Source organism: Streptomyces sp. NPDC046197, from assembly GCF_040646295.1.
Classification (GTDB): Bacteria; Actinomycetota; Actinomycetes; order Streptomycetales; family Streptomycetaceae; genus Streptomyces.
This window is the reverse complement of the sequence record NZ_JBEYZY010000026.1, coordinates 64,476-84,506: the sequence shown is the minus strand read 5'-3', so window position 1 is coordinate 84,506 and position 20,031 is coordinate 64,476. Positions and strand designations below refer to the sequence as shown.

Genomic DNA, 20,031 nt, shown 5'->3' with positions numbered 1-20,031 from the left:
CCGGACGGGCGTCGCCGCCGCCGGGTCAGCCGCATCCCGGCTCCGGTCGCTTCCCGTACTGACGGGCGCCTTATCTACCCTCAGAGGTATTGTCAAGAGGGTTCAGCTCACCTCGGTGGGCGATTTTTGTGACCGCCGCAGCAGCCGACGACGACCAAGGCCCCGACGAACCCCGACGGACACCCGACGAACCCCCGCCGAACCCCCGACGAAACGGAGAGCGCGCGTGACCCGCAGCGTGTACGTGACCGGCATCGACCGCGGCGACGGCCGCCAGGTCGTCGAGCTGGGAGTCATGGAACTCCTGACCCGGCAGGTCGACCGGGTGGGCGTCTTCCGTCCCCTCGTCCACGACGGGCCCGACCGCCTCTTCGAACTGCTGCGGGCCCGCTACCGGCTCTCCCAGGACCCGGCGACCGTCTACGGCCTGGACTACCAGCAGGCCTCGGCCCTGCAGGCCGAGCAGGGCACGGACGAGCTGGTGTCGGCCCTCGTCGACCGCTTCCACCTGGTCACCCGCGACTACGACGTGGTCCTCGTCCTCGGCACCGACTTCGCCGCCACCCAGCTCCCGGACGAGCTGTCCCTCAACGCCCGGCTGGCCAACGAGTTCGGCGCCTCCGTGATTCCGGTGGTGGGCGGGCGCAAGCAGACCACCGAGTCGGTGCTCGCCGAGACCCGCAACGCCTACCGCGCCTACGACGGCCTCGGCTGCGACGTCCTCGCCATGGTCACCAACCGGGTGGCCCGCGAGGACCGGGACGAGATCGCCGGGCGGCTGGCCGACCGGCTGCCGGTGCCCTGCTACGTCCTCCCGGACGAGCCCGCGCTGTCCGCGCCCACGGTCGCGCAGATCACCCACACCCTCGGCGGCAAGGTCCTGCTCGGCGACGACTCGGGGCTGGCCCGGGACGCGCTCGACTTCGTCTTCGGCGGCGCCATGCTGCCGAACCTCCTCAACGCCCTCACCCCGGGCTGCCTGGTGGTCACCCCGGGCGACCGCGCCGACCTGGTCGTCGGCTCGCTCGCCGCGCACAGCGCCGGCACCCCGCCGATAGCCGGCGTGCTGCTCACCCTGGACGAGGTGCCGAGCGAGGAGATCCTCACCCTCGCCGCCCGCCTCGCCCCGGGCACCCCGGTCGTCTCGGTGTCCGGCAACAGCTTCCCCACCGCCGAGCGGCTGTTCTCCCTCGAGGGCAAGCTGAACGCGGCCACCCCGCGCAAGGCGGAGACCGCGCTCGGCCTGTTCGAGCGGTATGTCGACACGGCCGGTCTCAACAAACGCGTCTCCGCGCCGAGCAGCGACCGGGTCACCCCGATGATGTTCGAGCACAAGCTCCTCGAGCAGGCCCGCTCCGACCGGCGGCGGGTCGTGCTGCCGGAGGGCACCGAGGAGCGCGTGCTGCACGCGGCCGGGGTGCTGCTGCGCCGGGGCGTGTGCGACCTGACCCTGCTCGGTCCGGTGGACCGGATCCGCAAGTCGGCCGCGGACCTCGGCATCGACCTCGGCGACACCCAGCTGATCGACCCGGCCGTCTCCGAGCTGCGCGACTCCTTCGCCCAGAAGTACGCGAAGCTGCGCGCCCACAAGGGCATCACGGTCGAGATGGCCTACGACGTCGTCTCGGACGTGAACTACTTCGGCACCCTGATGGTCCAGGAGGGCCTCGCCGACGGCATGGTGTCGGGATCGGTGCACTCGACGGCGGCGACGATCCGGCCGGCCTTCGAGATCATCAGGACCAGGCCGGACTCCTCGATCGTCTCGTCCGTCTTCTTCATGTGCCTGGCCGACAAGGTGCTGGTCTACGGCGACTGCGCGGTCAATCCCGACCCGGACACCGAGCAGCTGGCCGACATCGCCGTGCAGTCGGCGTCGACGGCCGCGCGCTTCGGCGTGGAGCCGCGGATCGCGATGCTGTCGTACTCCACCGGTACCTCCGGCTCGGGCGCCGACGTCGACAAGGTGCGGGAGGCGACCGAGCTGGCGCGCCTGCGCCGCCCGGACCTGAAGATCGAGGGGCCCATCCAGTACGACGCCGCGGTGGAGCCGTCGGTCGCCGCCACGAAGCTGCCGGACTCCGAGGTCGCCGGGCAGGCCAGCGTGCTGATCTTCCCCGACCTCAACACCGGCAACAACACCTACAAGGCCGTGCAGCGCTCGGCCGGCGCCATCGCGGTCGGGCCGGTCATGCAGGGCCTGCGCAAGCCGGTCAACGACCTGTCCCGCGGCGCCCTCGTCCAGGACATCGTCAACACCGTCGCCATCACGGCGATCCAGGCCCAGACGCCCGCCAACTGACGTCGTACAGAGAGCTTTCGAACACCGTGAACGCGACCCGCGTCCTTGTCCTGAACTCCGGCTCCTCGTCGGTGAAGTACCAGCTGCTCGACATGCGCGACGCCCGTCGGCTCGCCGTCGGCCTGGTCGAGCGCATCGGTGAGCAGACGTCCCGGTTGAGGCACACGTGCCTGACCACGGGCGACGTCCGCGAACAGAGCGGGCCGATCGCCGACCACGACGCCGCGCTCAAGGCGGTCGCCGATGAGCTCGCCAAGGACGGCATCGGCCTGGACTCCCCCGAGCTGGTCGCGATCGGCCACCGGGTGGTGCACGGCGGCATGTTCTTCACCGACCCCACGGTCGTCGACGACGCCGTACTCACCGAGATCGAGCGGCTGATCCCCGTCGCGCCGCTGCACAACCCGGCCAACCTCACCGGCATCCGCACGGCCATGACACTGCGCCCGGACCTGCCGCAGGTCGCCGTCTTCGACACCGCGTTCCACACGACGATGCCGGAGTCCGCGGCGCGCTACGCGATCGAGACGAAGGTCGCGGACCGGCACCGCATCCGGCGCTACGGCTTCCACGGCACCTCGCACGCCTACGTCTCCCGGGCGACCGCGGACCTGCTGGGCAGGAGGCCGGAGGAGGTCAACGTCATCGTGCTGCATCTGGGCAACGGGGCGTCCGCCTCGGCGGTCCGGGGCGGACGGTGCGTGGACACCTCCATGGGGCTGACGCCTTTGGAGGGGCTGGTCATGGGTACGCGATCGGGTGATATGGACCCCGCCGTCATCTTCCATTTGCAGCGTGTTGGCGGAATGTCCATGGATGAGATCGACACTCTTCTCAACAAGAGGAGCGGTCTGTTCGGTCTGTGCGGCGACAACGACATGCGGGAGATTCAGCGTCGGATCGACGAGGGCGACGACGAGGCGCGGCTCGCCTTCGAGATCTACATCCATCGGCTGAAGAAGTACATCGGTGCCTACTACGCGGTACTTGGCAGGGTGGACGCGGTGGCCTTCACGGCCGGCGTCGGCGAGAACGCGGCGCCGGTGCGCGCGGCCTCGATCGCGGGCCTGGAGGGGCTGGGCCTGGCGGTCGACCCGGAGCTGAACGCCGTACGAGGCGACCGGGCCAGGCTGATCTCACCGAGGGACGCGCGGGTCGCGGTCGCCGTGGTCCCGACGGACGAGGAAATGGAGATCGCCAGGCAGACCTATGCACTCGTCGGAAAGGGCGGCACGGACAACTGAGGAATTCGACGGCACTCGCCTGAGCGCGAACCCGCCCATTTGTATCTTCCGCCAGACGGAATATTCCGCAGCGAAACAAACCGATAGGATCGCCCCATGCGCCGTTCGAAAATCGTCTGCACCCTCGGCCCCGCGGTCGACTCCCACGAGATGCTCGTCACCCTGATCGAGGCCGGCATGAACGTGGCCCGCTTCAACTTCAGCCACGGCACGCACGCCGAGCACCAGGGGCGGTACGACCGCGTCCGCGCCGCGTCCAAGGAGACCGGCCGGGCCGTCGGAGTCCTCGCCGACCTGCAGGGACCGAAGATCCGTCTGGAGACCTTCGCCGAGGGTCCGGTCGAGCTGGAGCGGGGTGACGAGTTCGTCATCACCATCGAGGACGTCCCGGGCGACAAGCACATCTGCGGCACGACGTACAAGGGACTGCCGGGTGACGTCTCGCGCGGCGACCAGATCCTGATCAACGACGGCAACGTCGAGCTGAAGGTCCTGGACGTCGAGGGCCCGCGGGTGAAGACGATCGTCATCGAGGGCGGCGTGGTCTCCGACCACAAGGGCATCAACCTGCCCGGCACGGCGGTGAACGTCCCCGCGCTGTCCGAGAAGGACATCGAGGACCTGCGGTTCGCGCTGCGCATGGGCTGCGACCTGGTCGCCCTGTCCTTCGTCCGGGACGCCAAGGACGTCGCCGACGTCCACCGCGTGATGGACGAGGAGGGCCGCCGGGTCCCGGTCATCGCCAAGGTGGAGAAGCCGCAGGCGGTGGAGAACATGGAGGACGTCGTGATGGCGTTCGACGGCGTGATGGTCGCCCGCGGCGACCTGGCCGTCGAGTACCCGCTCGAAAAGGTCCCCATGGTGCAGAAGCGCCTGATCGAGCTGTGCCGGCGCAACGCCAAGCCGGTGATCGTGGCGACCCAGATGATGGAGTCGATGATCACCAACTCCCGTCCGACCCGCGCCGAGGCCTCGGACGTGGCCAACGCGATCCTCGACGGCGCCGACGCGGTCATGCTGTCGGCCGAGTCCAGCGTGGGCGCGTACCCGATCGAGACCGTCAAGACGATGTCGAAGATCGTCCAGGCGGCCGAGGAGGAACTGCTGTCCAAGGGCCTGCAGCCGCTGGTGCCGGGCAAGAAGCCCCGCACGCAGGGCGGTTCGGTGGCCCGTGCGGCCTGCGAGATCGCGGACTTCCTCGGCGGCAAGGGTCTGGTGGCCTTCACCCAGTCCGGAGACACGGCCCGCCGGCTCTCCCGCTACCGGGCGTCCCAGCCCATCCTGGCCTTCACCACCGACGAGGGCACCCGCAACCAGCTCACGCTGAGCTGGGGCGTGGAGCCGCACGTCGTGCCGCTCGTCGCCAGCACCGACGAGATGGTCGAGCTGGTGGACCAGGAGCTCGTCAAGCTCAACCGGTTCATCCCCGGTGACACCGTCGTCATCACCGCCGGCTCGCCCCCCGGCGTCCCCGGCACCACCAACATGGTGCGGGTGCACCACCTGGGCGGCACCGGCCGCGACTGACCGGCAGCGGGGCCGCGACCGGCGCCGCGGACCGTCCCGTACGGCGCTGAGGGCGCCCCCTGCGCGGCAGGGGGCGCCCTCAGTCCTGCGGCTCCCGAACGGGCTTGAAGAGGCGTTCAGCCGGTGGTGTACACGTGCATGCCGGGCACGTGCAGGTCTCCGCCGAACTGGCCCGCCTGGACCACCCTGACCTTCGTGAAGTAGATCAGCGGGATGTTCAGCGGCGGCGGGTTGTCCGGGCTGAACGTCACGGGGATCAGTCCGAGCAGGTTGCCGGAGATGCTCTCGGTGTACATCACCGTGTCGCCGTTGCGGATCGTGGACGTCGACCCGGGGGCCGCCTGCACGTGGTACGTCTTGCCGGACTGCGGGTCCTTCACCGTCTGGTGCAGGTCACCGATGTCCGTACCGGCCGAGATGACGTACTTCAGGACCTTCTTGACGGTGCCGTTGGCGGTGCGCACCTCGACGACGCCCTTGTAGTCGGCGCCCTTCAGCAACAGCGAGCTGGCGTCGAGGTACCAGGGGTCGTCCGCGAGGGGCACCTTGTTGTCGACGCCGCCCTGCGCGTCGGTGGCCGCCGGGCAGTCCTTGGAGGCCGTGGTCGAGCTCGCGGACGGGCTGGGCGACGCGGTGGCCGCGCCGGCGGCGTCCGCGACCTTCTTGGTGGTGTCCTCCGCCGCCTTGGACGCCGTGTCGGTCGTGCCCTTGACCGTGTCCTTGACCGTCCCGGTGACCTGGCCGGCCGTGTTCTTGACGGTGTCCGACGCGCTCTTGCCCGAGGAGCCGGAGGAGCTGTCCTTGGCCGAACCGCCGCTGCTCGCGCCGTCCTTGCTCGCGGTCGCGGAGGGCGCGGCGGACGGCGTCGACGAACCGGACCCGGAGCCCGGCTTGGAGCCGCCGGTGAGGATGCTCCCGATCGTGTCCCCGATCGTGTGGAGCAGGCCGCCGCCGCTGCTCGCGGACGCCGAGGGGGTCGCGGTGGAGGTGTCGCCGCCGGAGCCCGAGGAGCCCGCGGACCCGGAGGAACCCGATGCACCCTGAGCCGCGGTGGAGGACGGCTTGGGCTCGGCCGTGGCCTTGTCGCCGGAACCTGAATCCGGCGAAGAGGTCTTGTCCGGGGACGTGCTCTGCGGGGCGGAGGTCGCCGACGGGGTCGGCTCCGCCGTGCTGTCCTTGCCGTCCTTGGCGGAGTCGCTCGCGGAGGCGGACGGCGTGGGCGAGGCCGAGGCCTTGTCCTTGGAGCCGTCCAGCGCCGCCACGCAGTTCTTGTACTCGTCGGCCGTCAGGCTCTTGGCGGTCGGGGTCGAGGAACTGTTGTTGTCGGCGAGGGCCAGCGAGGACGTGAATCCCATTCCCATGAGGACCGCCGTCGGCATCGCCGCCATGGCTATCGCCTTGCCGGCCGGCATGTGGAACCTGGTGAACAGCGGCTTCTTGGGTGCCGCATGGCGCGGCCCGGTTCTCACACGGGACTCGTCCACATCAGTCCCGTGGGTCACCTCGTCAGCCGGCACTGTGCCTCCCGTTCGCCCCGTTCGCCGGGCTCGTTCCTGACAGGTCGTTCGACTCGCTCACCGCGTCCGTCGCCTTGTCGAGGCGGGTCCCGGGAGAACCGCCCTCGCCCGGGGCGGCCTCCTCGGCGCCCTCGGCCGCCGGAGGCAGGCCCGGCGCCCAGGCCACGGCCATCGCACCGCCGACGAGCGCGAACAGGAAGCCGATGACGAAGCCGCCGAAGTTGGAGACGGGGATGGACACCAGGCCCAGCAGGATCGCCGCGACACCCGCGAAGACCCGGATGTGCGTCTGGAACCAGAGGCTGATGCCCAGGACGACGAGCAGCACGCCGATGATCAGGGACCCGGCTCCCGCGGTGGTGGCCATCGCCAGGGTCAGATGGCCGACCTGGAGATGCGCGTACGGGAAGTACATGATCGGCAAGCCGGCGAGCAGGACGAACAGACCGGCCCAGAACGGACGCGTGCCCCGCCAGGCGCGGAACTGCAGCCTCCGGCGGGTGAACTGGCCGGCTACGGCAGGAGTCTCGGCGCTCATGGAAAACAGCTCCCTGGTGCGGCGTTGCTGTGGTGAGGGGTGGTACTTCGTGGTGTGGGGGGTGTGTGAAGACGTGCGCGGAAGGTGGAACGGGCGGGGGCGCCATCGGCTCCCCCGCCCGTCACCGAGTGCCTAGTAGCACTCGTGCGAACCCGTCTGCAGCGACATCTTCAGGCCGCTGAGCTTGAAGGTTCCGGCCGTGGTCGCCCAGGCCGTCTGCTTCACGTCGGTCAGCGTGGCCGAGTCGGCCTGCTGGGCGAACCCGTAGGGGTTGGCCTGCTCGCCGTTGCCCTTCATGCCCGGACCCTTGTTGGCGTCCTTGGCGGCAACACCGATGTCGATGTTGTTGAAGGTGGCGTCGGCGTTGAGGTCGGAGACGTCGATGTAGAGGTTGTCGGCCTCTACCGGCTTGTCACCGCCCGCCTTCAGCACCAGGCTGACCGAGCCGAAGAACGGCACGTTCGGCGTGACGACCGACTGGCACATGTTGTTGATCGTGGCGCTCTTGAACGACGAGACCGCGACCGGGTGAGCCGTCTTCTGGCCGTCGAGGGTGTACCCCGAGTCGATCGCGCCGTACTGCGCGAAACCGTTGCCGACGAGCTTGTCAGCCGTCACCTTGAACGACTGGCCGGACACACTGAACGACGCGGCGAGGGCACCCTGCGCCAGGGCCACGCCTATCGCTGCCGTGGCGGCCACGCTGGGCACCATGACCACAGCGAACCGCTTCCATCTGGTCCCGCCACGCACCTGGGACTCCATGTTTCCTCCTTCTCGGACGTACATCTCCTGGTCTCGGCTCGCCTCCGGACGGCGGCTCAGCCGGGCAGGGATGGGAGAAGTGCTACGTCCTCGGGAAGGAGAGCGCCCGCGCTCGGTGGCGCGAACCGCGCCCGAATCACCGGCGATCACCCCCGAGCGACAACCACTGGTCGCGCCTGACACGCATCACGCACAACCCTGCTGGACAGGCTTCGCCGGGAGACGAAGACCCCCCTGTCCAAGAGCCGACGCCACTGCCGTCGGCTCTGCTCGGTGGGGACCCAGACACTCCGCGGCCCGACCGGCTGTCGGGGTACGGGAATGGACCGAGCGTCGCCGATCGTGGTGCATTCTCGCCGCCCGCACAAGGGGGTTCGTTACTCACTAGTAACGGCCGGATAACCGGGAAACGACTCGCCGGTCTCGGACGACGACGCTCGGTGGCAACTTGGGGCAGGACAAAACTATTGATACTTGGACGGATCCTGACAGGAAATCGCCCGCGACTTACTCGCAGTAACAGCGGCCGCGATTACCAAGATTTGGTAAAGCGCGGCCGCACTGACGCCTCGGTGGCAAATCTTTCACTCGGGCACCACATGCCCTGGCGTTTAGGAACTGGTCAGGACCGGGTCTCCACCGCGGTTCAGAACAGCGCCCGTGCCAACGCCCGGCGCGCGCCCGTCACCCGCGGGTCCTCGGCGCCGACGACCTCGAAGAGTTCCAGCAGCCGCAGCCGCGCCGCGTCCCGGTCCTCACCCGCCGTACGCCGCACGGTCTCGATGAGCCGGCCGAACGCGTCCTCCACGTGCCCGCCCACCAGGTCCAGGTCGGCGGCGGCGATCTGCGCCGGTACGTCGGTGGGCTTGTCGGCGGCCTCCTTGCGCACCTGCTGCGCGTCCAGTCCCTGCACCCGCTGGATCAACTCGGCCTGCGCGAGGCCGAGTTTGGCCTCGGGGTTGGTGGGGTCGTCGACCAGGACGTTCTTGTACGCCTGGATGGCGCCGCCCATGTCGCCCGCGTCCAGGGCCTGCGCGGCCGCGTTCAGCAACGCGTCGTAGGGACCGGCCGCGGCGGCGGTGTCGACGGGCGGGCCGCCCGGCTCCGCGTCCAGGTCGACGCTCAGGCCGGTCAGCCCGAAGCGCTGCTCGGCCACCTGCACCAGCTGGTCCAGGGTCTCCCGGATCTGCGTCTCCGGGGCGGCTCCCTGGAACAGCGGCAGGGCCTGGCCCGCGACCACCGCGAAGACCGCCGGAATCCCCTGGATCCCGAACTGCTGCATCAGGAGCTGGTTGGCGTCGACGTCGATCTTGGCGAGGAGGAAGCGCCCGCCGTACTCGACGGCCAGCCGCTCCAGGACCGGGCTCAGCTGCTTGCAGGGCTGACACCACTCGGCCCAGAAGTCGATGACGACGGGCACCTCGGCGGAGCGCTGCAGGACGTCGCGTTCGAAGGAGGCCTCGTCGACGTCGATGACCAGGTCGGCCGGGGAGATCGCCCCCGTGCCGCCCTGCCGGGCCGCTTGGGCGCGCGCCTGCTCCGCCTTCGCCTTGGCCTCCTGGGCCGCCTTCACCGCGGCGAGGTCGACGACACCGCTCATGGACATGTTCCGTGGCTGCATGCGTCTATCCTCCCCCGTTCTGCGCGCGTGTGTGAAAAGCGCTGTGAAACCCGGGCGGCGTGTGCGGTCGTCCGGTGCGGTCGTAAGGCGCAGTCGGCCCGTCCGGTCCTCCCGGCTGGCGTCTGTGCGGTCGTCTGTGCGGTCGTCTGTGCGGTTCGGCGCCTGGTCCCCACCGGGCGCCGGGTGGTCCTGCTGCGGGTCGTGCGGTGCGTGCGTGTCGTGTTGCGTGGTCGTCGCTCGCGCATGCCGGTCGCCACGACGATGGGCTCGTCGCGGATGCGTGCGGGCATGCTTTCGATACGACTCGTAGCGTAATGGCACCGGGTGCCTCGGCGAAACCACGCGTCGGTGATCTCCCTCACGACCACACAGGAACCGCCGGTTATGGTCGTGGGATGCAGAGCCGCACCCCCGCCGCCCGTGCCGGCCGGCCGCGCAGCGCCGCCGCGGACACCGCGATCCTGGCCGCGACGCGGGCGGCTCTGGTCGAACTGGGCTGGTCGAAGCTCACCCTGGGAGACGTGGCAGCCCGCGCAGGTGTTGCGAAGACGACGGTGTACCGCCGGTGGGCGGGCAAGAACGAACTGGTCGTGGACGCCGTCGCCACCCTCTTCGACGAGCTGGAACTCCCGGACCTGGGCAGTCTGCGGGCCGACGTGGAAGGGGTGGTGCTGCAGTTCGCCGCCCTGCTGGAGCAGCCCGCGACCAAGACCGCCCTGATGGCGGTGGTCGCCGAGGCCACCCACGACGAGCCACTGCGGCAGCGGATCCGCGAGGCGATCGTCGACCGGCAGAAGCGTCTGGTGGTCGAGGGGCGCCGACGGGCCCAGGGCCGCGGCGAGATTCCCGCCGACGAGAGCGACCCCGCGCCGCAGATCGACCTGATCTTCGATGTCATCGCCGGCGCGGTGGTGCACCGCACCCTTGTCTCCTGCGAGGCGATCGACGGCGACTGGGCGTCCCGCTTCACCGCACTGCTGCTCGGCGGGCTGGCCGGGGCGGGCGCCTGACCGCGGCGCACGGCTCCCCGGAGTACCTGGTCGACAGGCAGGCAGGCGGGCACGGCGGGACGGGCCGGCGGAAGTGACCGCCGGCCCGTGTCGCGTCCGGTGTCAGAAGCCCGCGGGCTCCGTGTACACGCCCCACTCGCCGCGCAGCGCGTCGCAGATCTCGCCCAGCGTCGCCTCGGCGCGGACGGCGTCCAGCATCGGCCCGATCATGTTGGCGCCGGAGCGTGCGGCCTCCAGCATGACATCCAGCGCGGAGCGCACCGCGGCCTCGTCCCGGCCGGTCTTGCGCCGCCCGAGCTCCAGGACCTGCTCCCGCTCCACCTCGTGGCTGACCCGCAGGATCTCCAGGTCCCCGGTCACGGACCCGGTGTTGACGTTGACGCCGACCACCTTCTTGTCGCCCTTCTCCAGGGCCTGCTGGTAGCGGAACGCGGACTCGGCGATCTCACCCGTGAACCAGCCGTCCTCGATGCCCCGCAGGATGCCGGAGGTGATCGGCCCGATCGGGTGCCGGCCGTCGGGGTGGGCCCTCAGGCCCCGCTCCCTGATCTGCTCGAAGATCTTCTCCGCGTCCGCCTCGATCCGGTCCGTGAGCTGCTCGACGTACCACGAACCACCCAGCGGATCGGCCACGTTGCCGACCCCGGTCTCCTCCATCAGCACCTGCTGCGTGCGCAGGGCGATCTCGGCCGCCTGCTCGCTCGGCAGCGCGAGGGTCTCGTCCAGGGCGTTGGTGTGCAGGGAGTTGGTCCCGCCCAGCACCGCCGCCAGCGCCTCCACGGCCGTCCGCACCACGTTGTTGTACGGCTGCTGCGCGGTCAGCGAGACACCGGCGGTCTGCGTGTGGAAGCGCAGCCACTGCGCCTTCTCGGTCTTCGCGCCGTAGACGTCCCGCATCCACCGCGCCCAGATGCGGCGCGCGGCGCGGAACTTGGCGATCTCCTCGAAGAAGTCGACGTGCGCGTCGAAGAAGAAGGACAGGCCCGGGGCGAAGACGTCCACGTCCAGGCCGCGGCTGAGCCCGAGTTCGACGTAGCCGAAGCCGTCCGCCAGGGTGTACGCGAGTTCCTGCGCGGCCGTCGCGCCGGCCTCGCGGATGTGGTAGCCGGACACCGACAGCGGCTTGTACGCGGGGATGCGGGCCGCGCAGTACTCCATCAGGTCGCCGATCAGCCGCAGGTGCGGCTCGGGCTGGAAGAGCCACTCCTTCTGGGCGATGTACTCCTTGAAGATGTCGGTCTGCAGCGTGCCGTTGAGCACGGAGGTGTCCACGCCCTGGCGCTCGGCGGCGACCAGGTACATGCAGAACACCGGCACCGCCGGGCCGCTGATCGTCATCGACGTGGTGACGTCACCGAGGGGGATGTCCTTGAACAGGACGTCCATGTCGGCCGCCGAGTCGATGGCCACCCCGCAGTGCCCGACCTCGCCCAGCGAGCGCGGGTCGTCGGAGTCGCGGCCCATCAGCGTCGGCATGTCGAAGGCGACCGACAGCCCGCCCCCGCCCGCCGCCAGGATCATCTTGTACCGCTCGTTGGTCTGCTCGGCGTTCCCGAACCCGGCGAACTGCCGGATGGTCCAGGTGCGGCCCCGGTAGCCGGTGGGATACAGCCCGCGCGTGAAGGGGTACTCCCCGGGCCAGCCGATCCGCTCGAAGCCCTCGTACCTGTCCCCGGGGCGGGGTCCGTACACCGGCTCCACGGGATCGCCGGAGAGCGTGGTGAAGTCTGCGTCGCGCTTGCGCGCGGCGTCGTACCGGGCCTGCCAGCGGCGGCGGCCCTCATCGATGGCGTCTGCGTCCATACCATCGAATTTACTTGGACGTCCTAGTAAATGTCGATGGCGACCGCCGTACGGACCCTCGTACGGCGGTGGAACCAGGGGGTGTCGTTCGGAACGACACCCCCCTAGGCCTCGGCGACCGCCGGAGCGGGGTCGGCGGCCCGGGCCTGGAGCTCGTGGCTGATCCTGCGCTCCACGAAGAACGCGGCGGTCGGGACGGTCCCGGCCAGCAGGACCCACAGCTGCTTGCCGACCGGCCACTTCGCCTTGGAGCCGAGGTCGAAGGCGAAGACCAGGTAGACGACGTACAGCCAGCCGTGGGCGATGGCGACGACCCGGGTGAAGTCGGCGGCACCGCTGATGTCCAGCCCGTACTTTGCGATCATGCTCAGGCACAGCAGCACCAGCAGCACACCGGTGACGTAGGCCATGACGCGGTAGCGGGTCAGCACGCTCTTCTTCATGCCGTCGAGCGTAACCGCCCGTTCCGGGAGATCTTGCCCCGGGTCACTCCTCGTCGAAGTCGTGCGCGGCGATCCGCAGCGGCCGCAGCATCGCGAAGATCTCCGCGCACTCCTCGGAGTCGTACGCCCCGAGCCCGAAGTCCATCGCCATCAGGTCGCGGGTGGCCGCCTCGACGACCTCGCGGCCCTTGCCGGTGATGACGGCGAGCGTGCCGCGCCCGTCGTTGGGGTTGGGCCGCTTGTCGACCAGACCGGACCTGACCAGCCGGTCCACCGTGTTCGTCACGGACGTGGGGTGCACCATGAGCCGCTCACCGATCTTGGACATCGGCAGCTCGCCGGCCTTGGAGAAGGTGAGCAGCACGAGGGCCTCGTACCGCGCGAACGTCAGCCCGTACGGCTTGACCACCGCGTCGACCTCGGCCAGGAGGATCTGGTGCGCACGCATGATCGAGGTGATCGCGGCCATGGAGGGCACGTTTCCCCAGCGCCGCTTCCAGAGCTCGTCGGCGCGGGCGATGGGGTCGAAGGGGAGACTGAGGGGCTTCGGCACGGCATCAGACCCTACCCGCCGGTCATATCGTGGTCAGCCCCGTCTCGCCTTTCGGTCCGCGGATTGCCGGACACCGGCGGCCCGGAGCGCCGGACGCCGCGTCCGCCCGGGGACGGGACGGAGGCCCGCCGCCCGAGCCGGCCGGTCAGCCGGCCAGGTGGCGCTCCACCGTCTCCACCTTGGAGGTGAGGCCGTCGGTCACGCCGGGGCGGATGTCCGCCTTGAGGACCAGGGAAACGCGCGGCGCGCGTGCCTCGACCGCGGCGACGGCGCGCCTGACCACGTCCATGACCTGGTCCCACTCGCCCTCGACGGAGGTGAACATCGCGTCGGTGCGGTGCGGCAGGCCGGACTCACGGACGACCCGGACGGCGTCGGCGACGTACTCCCCCACGTCCTCGCCGACGCCCAGCGGCGTCACGGAGAAGGCGACGATCATACGTTCACGACCCCTTCCCGGCGGGCGCGGGACGCGATCACCGCGTCCTCGGCGGCGCGCTTGAGCTTGCGCTCGGCGAAGAAGCCGCCGGTGGGCAGGACGGAGAGGACGAAGTAGAGGGCGGCGGTCTTCGGCGACCACTTGGTGCGGTTCCAGGCGTCGGCCCAGAAGAGCACGTACAGGATGAACAGGACGCCGTGGATCGAGCCCATCACGGGCACCGCGTTGAAGTCCGTGGTCCGCTTCAGCACCGAGCAGACCAGCAGGAGCAGGAAGGAGACGGCCTCCGGGGCGGAGACCAGGCGGAGGCGGCGGAGGGCGGTGGCGGTCTTGATGTCCACGGAGGTCACCTTCGGTGGGAGAGACGCTGGAGACGCGGGCCGTTTGTGAACGCAGGCACAAACGCCCGTCCATTGTGGCAAACCACCACCCGGCCGCCCGAAGGGGGGCCGGATGAGCACCCGGGCCGCCCGAAGGGGGGCCGGATCAGCACCCGGGGCCCGGCGCGGGCCGGATGCTCACCCGCGGCGAGGTGCCGTGCCGGGCACCGTGGACCCGGGGTGATCCGAACGAACCCCCTAAGGGTCCTGTCAGGGGTCTCTCCGCCCACGGGATCTGTCCGCGGGGGCGGTCCGCCGCTACCTTCGCTCCGTGGCGATGTTCCGACTTCAGAGCAGCAAGGTGCTCGCCGTCGACATGACCGGGGACGCCGTGAAGGCGAAGAACGGCTCGATGGTCGCGTACGACGGGCAGATGGCCTTCAAGAAGCTCACCGGCGGCGGTGAGGGGCTGCGCGGCATGGTGACCCGGCGGCTCACCGGCGAGCAGATGACCGTGATGGAGGTGCGTGGGCACGGGACCTGCTGGTTCGCCGACCGCGCCGCCGAGATCAACCTCGTGAGTCTTCAGGGGGACAAGCTGTACGTCGAGTCGAGCAATCTGCTGGCGACGGACGCGGGGCTGCACACCGGCACCACGTTCACGGGTCTGCGCGGCGCCTCGCAGGGCAACGGACTGTTCACGACGACCGTCGAGGGCCGCGGGCAGGCGGCGATCATGTCGGACGGGCCGGCGGTGGTGCTGCGGGTGAGCCCCCAGTTCCCGTTGATCGTCGATCCGGGGGCGTACATCGCGCACCAGGGGAACGTCCGGCAGTCCTTCCAGTCCGGTGTGACGTTCCGCACGTTCCTCGGGGAGGGCGGCGGCGAGGCCTTCCAGATCCGGTTCGAGGGGGACGGACTGGTGTACGTCCAGCCGAGCGAGCGGAACACCATCGCGGGGGACGTGTGAGATGGCCTTCCGTGAGATCAACTCCAAAATGGTCGAGGCGACGGTCGTGCCCGGGCAGCGCCTGTTCAGTCAGCGGGGCGCCATGCTCGCGTACAAGGGCGACGTCTCCTTCACCCCGAACATCCAGGGCGGCCAGGGCGGTCTGATGTCGATGATCGGGCGCCGGGTCGCCGGTGAGGCGACCCCCCTGATGAGCGTGGAGGGCAGCGGCACCGTCTTCTTCGGGCACGGCGGCCACCACGTCCACGTCATCCACCTCACCGGCGACACCCTGTACGTGGAGGCGGACCGCCTGCTCGCCTTCGAGGGCACGCTCCAGCAGGGCACGATGTTCCTCGGCTCGCAGGGCGGGGTCATGGGCATGGTCCGCGGCCAGGTGACGGGCCAGGGGCTGTTCACGACCACCCTCAAGGGACACGGCTCGGTGGCCGTGATGGCGCACGGCGGCGTCTTCGAGCTCCCGATCACCCCGCAGCGGCCGGTCCATGTCGACCCGCAGGCGTACGTCGCCCATCACGGCGACGTCCGCAACAAACTGTCGGCGGCCCTGGGCTGGCGCGACATGGTGGGGCGCGGCTCCGGCGAGGCGTTCCAGCTGGAGCTGAGCGGCAACGGTGTGGTCTACGTCCAGGCCTCGGAGGAGAAGCTGTGAACGCATACGGGGGCGCCGGGCCCGTGGTGTACGACCCCATGACCCTGCCGGCCGACGACAACGTCAACAAGTACACCTTCTGCGCGGAGCTCAAGGGGAGCCAGTGGTTCCTGCAGAAGGGGAAGATGATCGCCTACTACGGGGCGATGGAGTTCAACGGCGTCGGGCACGGCCGACTGGACCGTCTGGTGCGTACCTCGTTCCATTCGCCACTGCACGCGAGCGACTGGGTCGTGGCCGAGGGCTCGGGCAAGATGCTGCTCGCCGACCGGGCCTTCGATGTCAATTCCTACGACCTGGACGACGGCAATTTGACCATTCGCTCCGGCAACCTGCTCGCTTTTCAGCCAACTCTTGCACTCAAGCAGTCGATCGTGCCGGGCTTCCTCACACTCATCGGAACCGGGAAGTTCGTGGCCGCATCTAACGGGCCGGTGGTGTTCATGGAACCCCCGATCCGGGTGGACCCGCAGGCACTCGTCGGGTGGGCCGACTGCCCCTCCCCGTGCCATCACTACGACCACGGGTACATGGCAGGCGTATTGGGCGGTCTACGTGCGATGACGGGCCTCGGCGGGGCCTCCGGGGAGGAGCATCAGTTCGAGTTCGTGGGAGCCGGCACAGTGCTGCTGCAGTCGACCGAAACCCTGATGGCCGAGCAGGCCACGGGGATGGTCCCCCACGAGCCGGGGGTACCCGGCGGCGGAACGGTGTCCGGAAGCCACGGACAGCAGCCGGGGACACCGCGCCTTCCCGGACAGCTGGGAGACCTCCAGCGTCGCTTCGGGCTGTGAGCGGTAGTCTGCGGAGTGTGACATCGAACGCGTGCGCACAGTCACACCACCCTCACTAGTTCGCCTTTCAACTTTTTAGGTAGACTTCATTCATGGAGACCGAGACGGCCACGCGCTGGCTGACCGATGCGGAGCAGTGCGCCTGGCGCACCCACCTGGAGGTCAACAGGCTGTTGACGTACCAGCTCGAAAAAGACCTGCAGCCGTTCGGCCTGACAATGAACGACTACGAGATCCTGGTGAATCTCTCCGAGTCGGAGGACGTACGGATGCGGATGAGCGACCTGGCGTCCGCCACCCTCCAGTCCAAGAGCCGCCTCTCGCACCAGATCACCCGCATGGAGAACGCGAACCTGGTGCGCCGCGAGAACTGCGAGTCCGACCGCCGTGGGCTGTACGCGGTCCTCACCGAGCACGGCATGGAGACCATGCGCAAGGTCGCGCCGCACCATGTGGCGTCGGTGCGCAGACATTTCATCGACCTGCTGTCGCCCGAGGCGCTGACCGAGCTGGACAAGGCCCTCAAGCCGATCGCCGAGCATCTGCGGGGGCAGCGGGGACGCCCGTAGGCACGCCCACGGCGCGCGCGGCCGCGAAGGACGCACAAGCGGCGGGCGGAGCCCGGACGGGCTCCGCCCGCCGCTTGTGCGGGAACCGACGCCGACTACCCAACGCTCACGCCTGCGTCAGACCCGCCACCAGCTCGTCGGCCGCGCGGTAGGGGTCCAGCTCGCCCGCCACGATCCGCTCCGCCAGAGCGCCCAGGCGGCGATCGCCGTGCAGGTCGCCGATCCGTTCCCGCAGCGCCGTCACGGCGATGGTCTCCACCTCGCGGGACGCCCGGGCCAGTCGGCGCTCGGCCAGCACACCCCGCTCCTCCATCCAGGCCCGGTGCTTCTCCAGGGCCTCCACGACCTCGTCGACGCCCTCGCCGCGCGCGGCCACCGTCTTGACGATCGGCGGGCGCCAGTCGCCCGGGCCGCGGGACTCGCCGAGGCCCAGCATGTGGTTCAGCTCGCGGGCGGTCGCGTCCGCGCCGTCCCGGTCCGCCTTGTTGACGACGTACACGTCGCCGATCTCCAGGATTCCGGCCTTGGCCGCCTGGATGCCGTCCCCCATGCCGGGGGCGAGGAGGACGACGCAGGTGTCCGCCTGGGAGGCGATCTCCACCTCCGACTGGCCGACACCGACGGTCTCGACCAGGATCACGTCGCAGCCCGCCGCGTCCAGCACGCGGATCGCCTGCGGGGCGGCCCAGGCGAGGCCGCCCAGGTGGCCGCGGGTGGCCATGGAGCGGATGTACACGCCGGGGTCGGAGGCGTGCTCCGACATGCGCACCCGGTCGCCGAGCAGCGCGCCGCCGGAGAAGGGCGAGGACGGGTCGACGGCCAGGACGCCGACCCGCCTGCCCTGCTTGCGGTACGCCGTCACCAGCGCCGAGGTGGACGTCGACTTGCCGACGCCGGGGGACCCGGTCAGGCCCACGACATAGGCGTTGCCGGTCAGCGGCGCCAGTGTCGCCATGACCTCCCTGAGCTGCGGGGACGCCCCCTCCACCAGGGAGATCAGCCGGGCCACGGCCCGCGGCCGGCCGTCCCTGGCCTGGGCCACCAGAGAGGAGACGTCCTGCATCACAGCTCCGTTCACGAGAAGAGGTCGGTCAAAGGGAGGCTTACGCCTTCGGTACCCGCACGATCAGCGCGTCACCCTGGCCGCCACCACCGCACAGCGCGGCCGCGCCGACACCGCCGCCGCGGCGCTTGAGCTCCAGCGCCAGGTGCAGCACCAGCCGGGCGCCGGACATCCCGATCGGGTGACCCAGGGCGATCGCACCGCCGTTCACGTTCACCTTTTCAGCGGAGACGCCGAGGTCCTTCATTGACTGCACGGCCACGGCGGCGAAGGCCTCGTTGATCTCGATGAGATCCAGGTCCGAGACCTCCAGCCCCTCCTTCTTCAGGGCGTGCTGGATCGCGTTCGACGGCTGCGACTGCAGGGAGTTGTCGGGGCCGGCCACGTTGCCGTGGGCGCCGATCTCGGCGATCCAGTCCAGGCCGAGCTCCTGCGCCTTGGCCTTGCTCATCACGACCACGGCCGCCGCACCGTCCGAGATCTGCGAGGCGGACCCGGCCGTGATCGTGCCGTCCTTGGCGAACGCCGGGCGCAGCTTGCCCAGGCCCTCGGCCGTGGTCTCGCCGCGGATGCCCTCGTCCTTGCTGAACAGGACCGGGTCGCCCTTGCGCTGCGGGATCTCCACCGGAGTGATCTCGGCCTCGAAGACGCCGTTCTTCTGCGCGGCGGCGGCGCGCTGGTGGGACAGGGCGGCGATCTCGTCCTGCTCCGCGCGGCCGATGCCGAGGCGGGTGTTGTGCTTCTCGGTGGACTCGCCCATGGCGATGCCCTCGAAGGAGTCGGTCAGGCCGTCGTGGGCCATCGCGTCGAGCAGTTCCACCGCGCCGTACTTGTAGCCCTCGCGGGACTTGGGCAGCAGGTGGGGGGCGTTCGTCATGGACTCCTGGCCGCCCGCCACGACCACGTCGAACTCGCCCGCGCGGATCAGCTGGTCGGCCAGCGCGATCGCGTCGAGGCCGGACAGGCACACCTTGTTGATGGTGAGCGCCGGAACGCTCATCGGGATACCGGCCTTGACCGCGGCCTGACGTGCGGGAATCTGCCCCGCACCGGCCTGCAGCACCTGACCCATGATCACGTACTGCACCTGGTCGCCCCCGATCCCCGCACGGTCGAGGGCGGCCTTGATCGCGAAGCCGCCGAGGTCGGCTCCCGAGAAGGACTTCAACGAGCCCAGCAGCCGTCCCATGGGCGTCCGTGCGCCCGCGACGATCACAGAGCTGTTCGTTCCAGAAGACATGAGCTGCGATCCCCTTACCGGCCTGCACAGCCGAGGAGTGAACGAGGGTTTACTTCGAATGTACTGAGGGGTGGTCCGCCCCGTCACCGGGCCGTCGGTGTGATCGCGCGCACGTTGCGTAACCACCCGATGAGCGCTGCACTGAATCCATGCTGACGCGAATCGACCACATCGGGATCGCCTGCCACGACCTCGACGCCACCGTCGAGTTCTACCGGGCCACCTACGGTTTCGAGGTGTTCCACACCGAGGTCAACGAGGAGCAGGGCGTGCGCGAGGCCATGCTCAAGATCAACGACACGTCCGACGGCGGGGCCTCCTACCTGCAGCTTCTCGAGCCGACCCGGGAGGACTCCACCGTCGCGAAGTGGCTGGCCAAGAACGGGGAGGGGGTGCACCACATCGCCTTCGGTACGGCGGATGTCGACGGTGACGCGGCCGCCATTGGCGACAAGGGCGTACGCGTTCTGTACGACGAGCCGCGACGCGGCTCCATGGGGTCACGGATCACCTTCCTGCACCCCAAGGATTGTCACGGTGTCCTGACAGAACTGGTCACTTCGGCGCCTGTTGAGTCGCCTGAGCACTGACCCTCGTACATAAGGGCCGGTAGGGTTGGGGGCGGTCGTCCCTGACGCAGGGGCGACCGCATTCCGGGGTC

20 protein-coding genes are annotated in these 20,031 nt (G+C 69.8%); 9 read left to right on the top strand and 11 right to left on the bottom strand.

The genetic code is table 11. The annotated features are described in order from the left end of the window. Nucleotides 1-226: 226 nt before the first annotated feature. The 3 genes from pta (at nt 227) to pyk (ending at nt 5,073) form a co-directional block, all read left to right on the top strand. A complete protein-coding gene (gene pta, locus AB0A61_RS29885) occupies nt 227-2,302 on the top strand; it encodes a phosphate acetyltransferase (RefSeq protein WP_361298953.1) in 2,076 nt (691 codons plus the stop codon). A gap of 26 nt (nt 2,303-2,328) precedes the next feature. Continuing rightward, a complete protein-coding gene (locus tag AB0A61_RS29880; RefSeq protein ID WP_361298950.1) occupies nt 2,329-3,546 on the top strand; it encodes an acetate kinase in 1,218 nt (405 codons plus the stop codon). Between the two features lie 96 nt (nt 3,547-3,642). After that, nucleotides 3,643-5,073, top strand: a complete 1,431-nt coding sequence (gene pyk, locus AB0A61_RS29875) for a pyruvate kinase (protein ID WP_361298947.1) — start codon at nt 3,643-3,645, stop codon at nt 5,071-5,073. 116 nt (nt 5,074-5,189) lie between these two features. Here the strand turns inward: pyk and AB0A61_RS29870 are convergent, their stop codons facing one another. The 4 genes from AB0A61_RS29870 to AB0A61_RS29855 form a co-directional block, all read right to left on the bottom strand. Next, a complete protein-coding gene (locus AB0A61_RS29870) occupies nt 5,190-6,590 on the bottom strand; it encodes a hypothetical protein (RefSeq protein ID WP_361298944.1) in 1,401 nt (466 codons plus the stop codon). Beyond that, nucleotides 6,580-7,128, bottom strand: a complete 549-nt coding sequence (locus AB0A61_RS29865; protein ID WP_361298941.1) for a DUF6114 domain-containing protein — start codon at nt 7,126-7,128, stop codon at nt 6,580-6,582. The genes AB0A61_RS29870 and AB0A61_RS29865 overlap by 11 nt, the downstream gene beginning before the upstream one ends. 132 nt (nt 7,129-7,260) lie before the next feature. Continuing rightward, nucleotides 7,261-7,893: a DUF6230 family protein gene (locus AB0A61_RS29860; protein WP_361298938.1), complete on the bottom strand. Its 633-nt coding sequence runs from the start codon at nt 7,891-7,893 to the stop codon at nt 7,261-7,263. Between the two features lie 646 nt (nt 7,894-8,539). Next, nucleotides 8,540-9,514: a tetratricopeptide repeat protein gene (locus tag AB0A61_RS29855; protein ID WP_361298935.1), complete on the bottom strand. Its 975-nt coding sequence runs from the start codon at nt 9,512-9,514 to the stop codon at nt 8,540-8,542. Nucleotides 9,515-9,909: 395 nt separating this feature from the next. On the opposite strand from AB0A61_RS29855, the gene AB0A61_RS29850 reads away from it, so the two are divergent. Beyond that, nucleotides 9,910-10,524, top strand: coding sequence for a TetR/AcrR family transcriptional regulator (locus tag AB0A61_RS29850; RefSeq protein WP_361298932.1), 615 nt, complete (start codon nt 9,910-9,912; stop codon nt 10,522-10,524). A 102-nt stretch (nt 10,525-10,626) separates the two neighbouring features. On the opposite strand, the gene AB0A61_RS29845 is transcribed toward AB0A61_RS29850, so the two are convergent. The 5 genes from AB0A61_RS29845 to AB0A61_RS29825 all read right to left on the bottom strand — a co-directional run bounded on the left by AB0A61_RS29845 (nt 10,627) and on the right by AB0A61_RS29825 (nt 14,103). Next, nucleotides 10,627-12,327, bottom strand: a complete 1,701-nt coding sequence (locus AB0A61_RS29845) for a methylmalonyl-CoA mutase family protein (protein WP_361298929.1) — start codon at nt 12,325-12,327, stop codon at nt 10,627-10,629. A gap of 104 nt (nt 12,328-12,431) precedes the next feature. Further along, nucleotides 12,432-12,770 (bottom strand): DUF3817 domain-containing protein, encoded by a 339-nt coding sequence (locus AB0A61_RS29840; protein ID WP_361298926.1) that lies wholly within the window; start codon nt 12,768-12,770, stop codon nt 12,432-12,434. Between the two features lie 43 nt (nt 12,771-12,813). Beyond that, the gene (locus AB0A61_RS29835; RefSeq protein ID WP_361298923.1) at nt 12,814-13,323 is read right to left on the bottom strand and encodes a MarR family transcriptional regulator; all 510 of its coding nucleotides are present in this window, start codon (nt 13,321-13,323) and stop codon (nt 12,814-12,816) included. A gap of 145 nt (nt 13,324-13,468) precedes the next feature. Beyond that, nucleotides 13,469-13,762: an MTH1187 family thiamine-binding protein gene (locus AB0A61_RS29830; protein WP_361298920.1), complete on the bottom strand. Its 294-nt coding sequence runs from the start codon at nt 13,760-13,762 to the stop codon at nt 13,469-13,471. Next, nucleotides 13,759-14,103 carry a DUF3817 domain-containing protein gene (locus AB0A61_RS29825; RefSeq protein ID WP_361298917.1) on the bottom strand — a complete coding sequence of 115 codons (345 nt, stop codon included), beginning with the start codon at nt 14,101-14,103 and terminating at the stop codon, nt 13,759-13,761. The genes AB0A61_RS29830 and AB0A61_RS29825 overlap by 4 nt, the downstream gene beginning before the upstream one ends. Nucleotides 14,104-14,419: 316 nt before the next feature. On the opposite strand from AB0A61_RS29825, the gene AB0A61_RS29820 reads away from it, so the two are divergent. From AB0A61_RS29820 to AB0A61_RS29805, 4 genes are all read left to right on the top strand, one after another. Continuing rightward, the gene (locus AB0A61_RS29820) at nt 14,420-15,052 is read left to right on the top strand and encodes an AIM24 family protein (RefSeq protein ID WP_361298991.1); all 633 of its coding nucleotides are present in this window, start codon (nt 14,420-14,422) and stop codon (nt 15,050-15,052) included. Between the two features lies 1 nt (nt 15,053). Continuing rightward, entirely contained in the window at nt 15,054-15,704 is a 651-nt protein-coding gene (locus tag AB0A61_RS29815; protein ID WP_361298914.1) for an AIM24 family protein, read from the top strand. After that, the gene (locus AB0A61_RS29810; RefSeq protein ID WP_361298911.1) at nt 15,701-16,498 is read left to right on the top strand and encodes an AIM24 family protein; all 798 of its coding nucleotides are present in this window, start codon (nt 15,701-15,703) and stop codon (nt 16,496-16,498) included. Before AB0A61_RS29815 ends, AB0A61_RS29810 begins: the two co-directional genes overlap by 4 nt. 92 nt (nt 16,499-16,590) lie before the next feature. Next, a complete protein-coding gene (locus AB0A61_RS29805; protein ID WP_361298908.1) occupies nt 16,591-17,067 on the top strand; it encodes a MarR family transcriptional regulator in 477 nt (158 codons plus the stop codon). A 106-nt stretch (nt 17,068-17,173) separates the two neighbouring features. Here the strand turns inward: AB0A61_RS29805 and meaB are convergent, their stop codons facing one another. Both meaB and AB0A61_RS29795 read right to left on the bottom strand, forming a co-directional pair. Beyond that, a complete protein-coding gene (gene meaB, locus AB0A61_RS29800; RefSeq protein WP_361298905.1) occupies nt 17,174-18,130 on the bottom strand; it encodes a methylmalonyl Co-A mutase-associated GTPase MeaB in 957 nt (318 codons plus the stop codon). A gap of 40 nt (nt 18,131-18,170) precedes the next feature. Beyond that, on the bottom strand, nt 18,171-19,370 hold the full coding sequence (locus AB0A61_RS29795; RefSeq protein ID WP_361298902.1) for an acetyl-CoA C-acetyltransferase: 1,200 nt from the start codon (nt 19,368-19,370) through the stop codon (nt 18,171-18,173). Between the two features lie 149 nt (nt 19,371-19,519). Between AB0A61_RS29795 and mce the strand changes: the two genes are divergently transcribed. Continuing rightward, nucleotides 19,520-19,960, top strand: coding sequence for a methylmalonyl-CoA epimerase (gene mce, locus AB0A61_RS29790; RefSeq protein WP_361298899.1), 441 nt, complete (start codon nt 19,520-19,522; stop codon nt 19,958-19,960). Nucleotides 19,961-20,031 lie beyond the last annotated feature (71 nt).

Excerpts from the sequence above, each read along its gene's own strand:
- pyk (WP_361298947.1), top strand. The coding sequence starts at position 3,643 with ATGCGCCGTTCGAAAATCGTCTGCACCCTCGGCCCCGCGGTCGACTCC.
- AB0A61_RS29865 (WP_361298941.1), bottom strand. The coding sequence starts at position 7,128 with ATGAGCGCCGAGACTCCTGCCGTAGCCGGCCAGTTCACCCGCCGGAGG.
- AB0A61_RS29860 (WP_361298938.1), bottom strand. The coding sequence starts at position 7,893 with ATGGAGTCCCAGGTGCGTGGCGGGACCAGATGGAAGCGGTTCGCTGTG.
- AB0A61_RS29855 (WP_361298935.1), bottom strand. The coding sequence starts at position 9,514 with ATGCAGCCACGGAACATGTCCATGAGCGGTGTCGTCGACCTCGCCGCG.
- AB0A61_RS29850 (WP_361298932.1), top strand. The coding sequence starts at position 9,910 with ATGCAGAGCCGCACCCCCGCCGCCCGTGCCGGCCGGCCGCGCAGCGCC.
- AB0A61_RS29845 (WP_361298929.1), bottom strand. The coding sequence starts at position 12,327 with ATGGACGCAGACGCCATCGATGAGGGCCGCCGCCGCTGGCAGGCCCGG.
- AB0A61_RS29840 (WP_361298926.1), bottom strand. The coding sequence starts at position 12,770 with ATGAAGAAGAGCGTGCTGACCCGCTACCGCGTCATGGCCTACGTCACC.
- AB0A61_RS29830 (WP_361298920.1), bottom strand. The coding sequence starts at position 13,762 with ATGATCGTCGCCTTCTCCGTGACGCCGCTGGGCGTCGGCGAGGACGTG.
- AB0A61_RS29820 (WP_361298991.1), top strand. The coding sequence starts at position 14,420 with ATGTTCCGACTTCAGAGCAGCAAGGTGCTCGCCGTCGACATGACCGGG.
- AB0A61_RS29815 (WP_361298914.1), top strand. The coding sequence starts at position 15,054 with ATGGCCTTCCGTGAGATCAACTCCAAAATGGTCGAGGCGACGGTCGTG.
- AB0A61_RS29805 (WP_361298908.1), top strand. The coding sequence starts at position 16,591 with ATGGAGACCGAGACGGCCACGCGCTGGCTGACCGATGCGGAGCAGTGC.
- meaB (WP_361298905.1), bottom strand. The coding sequence starts at position 18,130 with ATGCAGGACGTCTCCTCTCTGGTGGCCCAGGCCAGGGACGGCCGGCCG.
- AB0A61_RS29795 (WP_361298902.1), bottom strand. The coding sequence starts at position 19,370 with ATGTCTTCTGGAACGAACAGCTCTGTGATCGTCGCGGGCGCACGGACG.
- mce (WP_361298899.1), top strand. The coding sequence starts at position 19,520 with ATGCTGACGCGAATCGACCACATCGGGATCGCCTGCCACGACCTCGAC.